At 69.9% G+C, this 5,850-nt stretch carries 8 protein-coding genes; 4 read left to right on the forward strand and 4 right to left on the reverse strand.

The features are described from left to right. The coding region (locus AC1D01_RS17835; RefSeq protein WP_477868565.1) for a helix-turn-helix transcriptional regulator at positions 1-337 on the reverse strand (337 nt) is incomplete at its 3' end. An 88-nt stretch (positions 338-425) separates the two neighbouring features. On the opposite strand from AC1D01_RS17835, the gene AC1D01_RS17840 reads away from it, so the two are divergent. Further along, on the forward strand, positions 426-578 hold the full coding sequence (locus tag AC1D01_RS17840) for a hypothetical protein (protein WP_477868567.1): 153 nt from the start codon (positions 426-428) through the stop codon (positions 576-578). Continuing rightward, the gene (locus AC1D01_RS17845; protein WP_477868569.1) at positions 575-1,204 is read left to right on the forward strand and encodes a LysE family translocator; all 630 of its coding nucleotides are present in this window, start codon (positions 575-577) and stop codon (positions 1,202-1,204) included. Before AC1D01_RS17840 ends, AC1D01_RS17845 begins: the two co-directional genes overlap by 4 nt. Before the next feature lie 7 nt (positions 1,205-1,211). Here the strand turns inward: AC1D01_RS17845 and AC1D01_RS17850 are convergent, their stop codons facing one another. Both AC1D01_RS17850 and AC1D01_RS17855 read right to left on the reverse strand, forming a co-directional pair. Beyond that, positions 1,212-1,832, reverse strand: coding sequence for a hypothetical protein (locus AC1D01_RS17850; protein ID WP_477868571.1), 621 nt, complete (start codon positions 1,830-1,832; stop codon positions 1,212-1,214). Positions 1,833-1,899: 67 nt separating this feature from the next. Next, positions 1,900-2,598, reverse strand: a complete 699-nt coding sequence (locus AC1D01_RS17855) for a GntR family transcriptional regulator (protein WP_477868573.1) — start codon at positions 2,596-2,598, stop codon at positions 1,900-1,902. 80 nt (positions 2,599-2,678) lie between these two features. Between AC1D01_RS17855 and AC1D01_RS17860 the strand changes: the two genes are divergently transcribed. Together AC1D01_RS17860 and AC1D01_RS17865 are read left to right on the forward strand one after the other, a co-directional pair. Next, positions 2,679-3,716: a Bug family tripartite tricarboxylate transporter substrate binding protein gene (locus AC1D01_RS17860; RefSeq protein ID WP_477868575.1), complete on the forward strand. Its 1,038-nt coding sequence runs from the start codon at positions 2,679-2,681 to the stop codon at positions 3,714-3,716. A 22-nt stretch (positions 3,717-3,738) separates the two neighbouring features. Next, complete coding sequence (locus AC1D01_RS17865) at positions 3,739-5,013, forward strand: glucarate dehydratase family protein (RefSeq protein ID WP_477868577.1); 1,275 nt, start codon at positions 3,739-3,741, stop codon at positions 5,011-5,013. A gap of 25 nt (positions 5,014-5,038) precedes the next feature. On the opposite strand, the gene AC1D01_RS17870 is transcribed toward AC1D01_RS17865, so the two are convergent. Next, the coding region (locus tag AC1D01_RS17870) for a DUF3014 domain-containing protein (RefSeq protein ID WP_477868579.1) at positions 5,039-5,850 on the reverse strand (812 nt) is incomplete at its 5' end.

A 5,850-nucleotide genomic window follows, 5' to 3' on the forward strand; every position in this document is an offset into this window, starting at 1 on the left:
GCGTGACGCGCTCGATCTTGGCCAGCGCGCTGGCGGTGGCCGGCGCCGCCTCCGCCAGGCCCAGGTGCCGCGCGGCGCGCAGGCCCACGGTGAGCGCCAGCGCTTCGTCGTCGGTGAACATCAGCGGCGGCAGCTTGAAGCCGGGCATCAGCCGGTAGCCGCCGTCGCGCCCGCGCTCGGCGGCGATCGGAATGCCCAGGTCCGCCAGCATCGCGATGTAGCGGCGCACCGTGCGGCGATCCACCTGCAGGCGCTCGGCCAGTTCGGCGCCGCCCACCATGCCGCGGGCCTGCAGCAGTTCCAGCACGGTGAGCACTCGGGTGGCAGGGGCAGRCATGAGGGGCGGGATTCGATACAGGGCCGAATCTGTCCTATATGGGCCCTATCGTAGCGGCTCCTTCACCACCACGCACCAGGAGCCTTTCATGAATCCCCTGCGTTCCCTTTGTGCCTTGTTCGCCTTCTGCCTCGCCGCCGGCGTCGTGCCGGCCAGCGCCGCGCCCGCTGCCGACACCGACGGCGGCAGCACCTGGGAAACCAACTGGGTCATGGAGCTGACCCGGGCGGGTGCACTGTGATCGCCGGGYCCGAACTCGCGCTGTACTTCGCGCTGGTCTTCGGCATCATCGTGCTGCCGGGCATGGACATGGCCTTCGTGATGGGCCATTCGCTGGTGGGCGGGCTGCGCAGCGGCGCGAGCGCGGTGGCCGGCATCATGGCCGGCGGGCTGTGCCACATGGTGATCGGTGCGGCCGGTGTGGCTCTCGTGGTGAAGGCGGTGCCCGGGCTCTTCACGGCGATGCTGCTGGCAGGCGCAGCCTACGTCGCGTGGATCGGCTGGAGCGTGTGGCGCGCGGCATCGGCCGCGGATGCGGGGGGCGGGCCGGCGCCGGCATCGGGCGGCAAGGCGTTTCGAGGTGCCATCGCCACCAGCCTGCTCAACCCGAAGGCCTATCTCTTCACCCTCGCGGTCATGCCGCAGTTCGTGCACCCGGAACGCGGCGGATTCTGGGTCCAGGTGGCGGAACTGGCGGTGGTGACCAATGCGACCCAGGCGGCGGTCTATGGCGCGCTGGCGGTGGTGGCCAGCCGCGGCGGCGGGTGGCTGAAGGCGAACCCGCAGGGCCGGCGCCTGCTGATGCGCGTGGTGGGCGCGGGCCTGGTGGCGACGGCTGGCTTCACCGCCTGGACGGCCGTGGGTTGAACGCGGGTCAGGCTGCTCGCGCCGCACACGACGACTTCGCCCGCGGCGCCGAGGCCGCAGCGACGACAGGTGRCGGGGCCRGCTTCTCGAGCGGACCTCGCTCCGACTGCCAATAGATCCCCTGAACGGACAGGGCAGGCTCCGAGGAGACCTCGATCCTGGCGACTTGCGCACCCACGGGCAAATCGGCCTTGCACGGCGTGCTCGCGCAGGCCGCCAGTTCATCGTTCTTGAGCACCTTGCCGCGCATGCTCCAGGCCTGCAGAGGCGGTCTCAACGCGACACGATCTCCGTTCGCAAGAACGACATGGACCGACACCCTGGCGTTCTGCATGGCGGCCGCGAAGGCCTGGTCCATCGTCCTGGAATCCTGCAAGGGGATGCCGCCTCGCAGCGACAGGCACAGCGAAGTCCACTCTCCGACGATCTTCATCGTTTCGCTGGAGGTCAGCACCGTGGGTTCGGGCGTGAGCAGCACCGGCTGCCTGGCCAGGACGACCACGTTCGTTTCGCGCCCCGAGAGCGCGTCGAAGACCTTCTCCGGGTCGAAGTCGCAGCCGACGACCAGCAGCGCGGAAGCGGTGAGGGCAAGGCGATGCATTCGATTGAGAGAAACGCTTTTGCTCATGGCTCAGGACATCGCCGCGCTGGGGAAGGAGATCAAGTACTTGGCCATGGGGCTGGCTCCTTCGTCGCTACGCCGTGAAGTAATCCGGATGCGCCAGGCGGATCGCGTCGATCTGCCCCAGGGTGCCGGAGAGGTGATCGCGCAAGCTCGTCTGCGCCGCCGCCGCGTCGCCGCCGGCGATGGCGTCGACGATGCGGCGGTGGTCGCGCACGATCGCGCGCTGCTTGCCGAGCGTGGGCAGGTTCAGCATGCGCAGGCGGTCGACGTGCCCGCTGTGCTTGCGCACCAGGTCGAACAGGTCCGGCACGCCCGCGGCGACGTACATCAGCCGGTGGAACGCCCGGTCGGCCGCGATGAACTCGAGGTAGGCGGTGCTGCCCATCAGCGCCGTCTGCACGTCGATCTGCGCGCGCAACTGGCTGAGCAGCAGCGCGTCGGCATGCCCGGTCAGCGTGAGCACCACCTCGGCCTCGATCGAGCGGCGCAGGAACTGCGCCTGCACGGCCGCCGCCGCATCGATGCGGCTCACCACCGTGGCGTGCTGCGGAAAGATGTCGACCAGGCCCTCTTCGCCGAGCTTGATCAGCGCATCGCGAACCGGCGTCTGGCTGAGGCCGAAGTGGGCTGCCAGGTCGGCACGCGACAGCACCGTGCCCGGCGCCATCTCCAGCGACAGGATCAGGTCGCGCAGGCGCTCGAAGACCTGTGGCGCCGCATGGCGCGAGCGGTCCAGGGCGGCGGAACGGCTGGGGGACGGGGCAGGCATGGACCGCATTCTAGCGGTGGGGTCGGTGCATTGACACACTAATATATTAGTGCTTCACTTCGGATCAGCGARCCACGCCCATGCAGCGCGGCCCACCCCGCCCACCACCGGAGACTCCCTTGAATCGTCGTACCCTCGTGTCGTTCCTTGCGCTTCCGTTCGCCCTGCCGCTGTCGCTCGCCCTCGCCGGCGCCGCCGCGGCCCAGACGCCGGAGTGGCCGCAAGCCAAGCCCATCACCTACATCGTTCCGTTCACGGCGGGCGGTTCCACCGACGTGGTCGGGCGCGTCCTCGCCGAGAAGCTGCAGCTGGCGTTGAAGCAGACCGTGGTCGTCGACAACAAGCCCGGGCAGGGCGGCGGCATCGGCGCGAGCTTCGCCGCCAAGGCCGCGCCCGACGGGTACACGCTGTTCGGCGGCACGATCAGCACGCACGCGATCAACGCCAGTCTCTACAAGAACCTCGCCTACGACCCGGTGAAGGATTTCGAGCCGGTGGCCCTGGTGGCCACGCTGCCCAACGTGCTGCTGGTCGACCCCGCGCTCGGCGTGAACTCGGTGGCCGAGTTGATCGCCTTGCTCAAGAAGGACGAGAAGCGGCGCACCTTCGCGTCGTCGGGCGCCGGCACGTCCACCCACCTGGCGGGCGAACTGTTCGCCGACCTGATCGGCGTGCCGCTCACACACGTGCCGTACAAGGGGACGCCGCCAGCGATGGTCGACGTCTCCGCGGGCCAGGTCACCTTCATGTTCGACCAGATGACTGCCGCGCTGCCGCTGCTGCAGTCCGGCAAGCTGAAGCTGCTGGCGGTGACGACGGGCAAGCGCATCGCGCTGTCGCCGGGCACGCCGACGATGATCGAGTCGGGCGTGCCCGGTTTCGAGATGTCGTCATGGCAGGCGGTCTACGCCCCCAAGGGCACGCCGAAGGCCGTCGTGCACCGGCTGCATGCCGAGATCGCCAAGGCGCTGAAGATGCCCGACGTGCAGGCCAAGCTGGGCGGGCAACTGGGCATGGATCTCGTCGGCGGCACGCCCGCGGAGTTGTCGGCGCTGATGGCCCGGGAGATCCCGCGCTGGGGGGCGCTGGTGAAGAAATCCGGTGCCACGCCGAACTGAGCATCCAACCGAGCGCCTTGCCATGCACAGAGACATCCGCATCACCGACGTCCGCATCACGCCGATCGCCTTTCGCGACGGCCCGCTGCTCAATGCCGCCGGCATCCACGAGCCGTGGGCGTTGCGCTCCATCGTCGAACTCGAAACCAGCGACGGCCGCGTCGGCATTTCGGAGACCTACGGCGACGAGCCGATGCTGCGCGTGCTGGCGCAGGCGAAGGCGCTGGTCCTGGGCCTGTCGCCGTTCGACCTCAACCGGATGGAAGAGCGGGTGCGCGCGACCATCCGGCCCAGCCCGGGCGCCATCGAGTTCGAGCTGGCCCCCGGCTCGCACACGGCGAAGAACGCCGCCAAGGTGACCAGCACCTTCGAGGTGGCGATGCTCGACCTGCAAGGGCAGCTGCTCGGGGCGCCGATCGTCGACCTGCTGGGTGGCGCGGTGCGCGATGCCGTGCCCTACAGCGCCTACCTGTTCTTCAAGTACGCCGAGCACATCGAGCGGCCCTATGCGGCGGACGCCTGGAGCGAGGGCATCAGCCCGGAACAGATCGTCGCGCAGGCGCAGCGCATGATCGGCCAGTACGGGTTCCAGAGCATCAAGCTGAAGGGGGGCGTGTTCGAGCCCGCGCACGAGATCGCCTGCATGCGGGCGCTGCGCACGGCCTTTCCGGGGCTGCCGCTGCGGCTGGACCCGAACGCCAACTGGTCGCTCGAGACCAGCATCCGGGCCGCACCGGAACTCGACGAACTGCTCGAGTACTACGAGGACCCGACGCCGGGTTTGAAGGGCATGGCCGAGCTCGCCCGGCACACCCGCCTGCCCCTGGCCACCAACATGGTCATCACGACGCTCGACGACTTCCGCAAGGGGGCGGAAACCGGGGCCGTCAAGGTGCTGCTGTCGGACCACCACTACTGGGGCGGCCTGCGCGTGACGCAGACGCTGGCGCGCATGTGCGCGCTGTGGGATCTCGGCATGTCGATGCATTCGAACTCGCACCTGGGCATCAGCCTGATGGCGATGACCCACGTGGCGGCCAGCATCCCGAACCTGACCTATGCCTGCGACACGCACTATCCCTGGCAGGAAGAGGAGGTGATCCAGGGTGGCCGCATCGCCTTCGAGCACGGTGCGGTGCGCCTGCCCGGCACGCCGGGGCTGGGCGTCGAGCTCGATCGCGGCAAGCTGGYCGAACTCCACGCGCAGTACCTGGCCTGCGGCGTGCGCAACCGCGATGACCTGGCGCAGATGCGCAAGTACGACGCCGGGTTTTCGGGGCGCACGCCGAGGTTCTGAGCGAGGTAGCGAGTCCCGTCCGCGTTCAGCGCGGGGCCGATGCGGCGGCCGGTACCGTGACCAGGCGCCGCAGCTCGCGCAGCCTCGCCTTGATGCGCCGTTCATTGACCGGCCCGGTGCGCAGCAGCAGGCGCTGGCCAGCGCTCAGCGCCTGCAGCGCCGGGTCGTTGAACTCGTACAGCACCCAGGGCCGCGTCGGCTGCACCGGGCTGTTGACCGTCGGCAGGTGCACGCCGATCGATTCGGCAGCGTCGGGCGTGACGAGCAACTGGTCGATCACCGCGACGAGCCGGTCGTTGAAGTACTTGCCCGGGTAGCCGAGGTCTTCGTAGGCTTGCTGGAACTGCGGGTAGAACGCCGCGTAGAGCGCGACGGCCTGCCGCAGGTCGACAGTCTCGAGCAGCAGCACGTACGGCGTGTAGCGCTGGCCGTTGTCGGCGCCGATGGTCTCGCCGTCGCCGCGGCGCTCGACCGTGAACCGGCCCTCGGCCGGGCGGAGCGGCCACAGGCGCGAGGACGCCTGCTCGCGACCCAGGCCATCGACCGTCGCGGCCACGCGGTGGGGCAGGTCGTTCATCTGGAACAGCGCCAGCACCGCCTCGCGGCCGAACAGCGCCGTCACCGCCGACGCGAGGTCGGCCGGGGCCGCCGCGGGGGCGGTGGCCTGCAGGTTCTCGATCGGGTGCTGGATGCCGGAGCTCGCTGCCGGCGGCGCGGTGGCCACCTGGGCGGGCGCAGGCTGCGGCGGGGCCGTGGCTGCAGGAGTGACAGGAGCGGGGCGGGCCAGCCAGAACCAGGCCGCTGCGGCGGCCAGGGCCAGGGCCCCAAGGGCGAGAG

It is taken from the genome of Rhizobacter sp. P3_B12, from assembly GCF_056402895.1.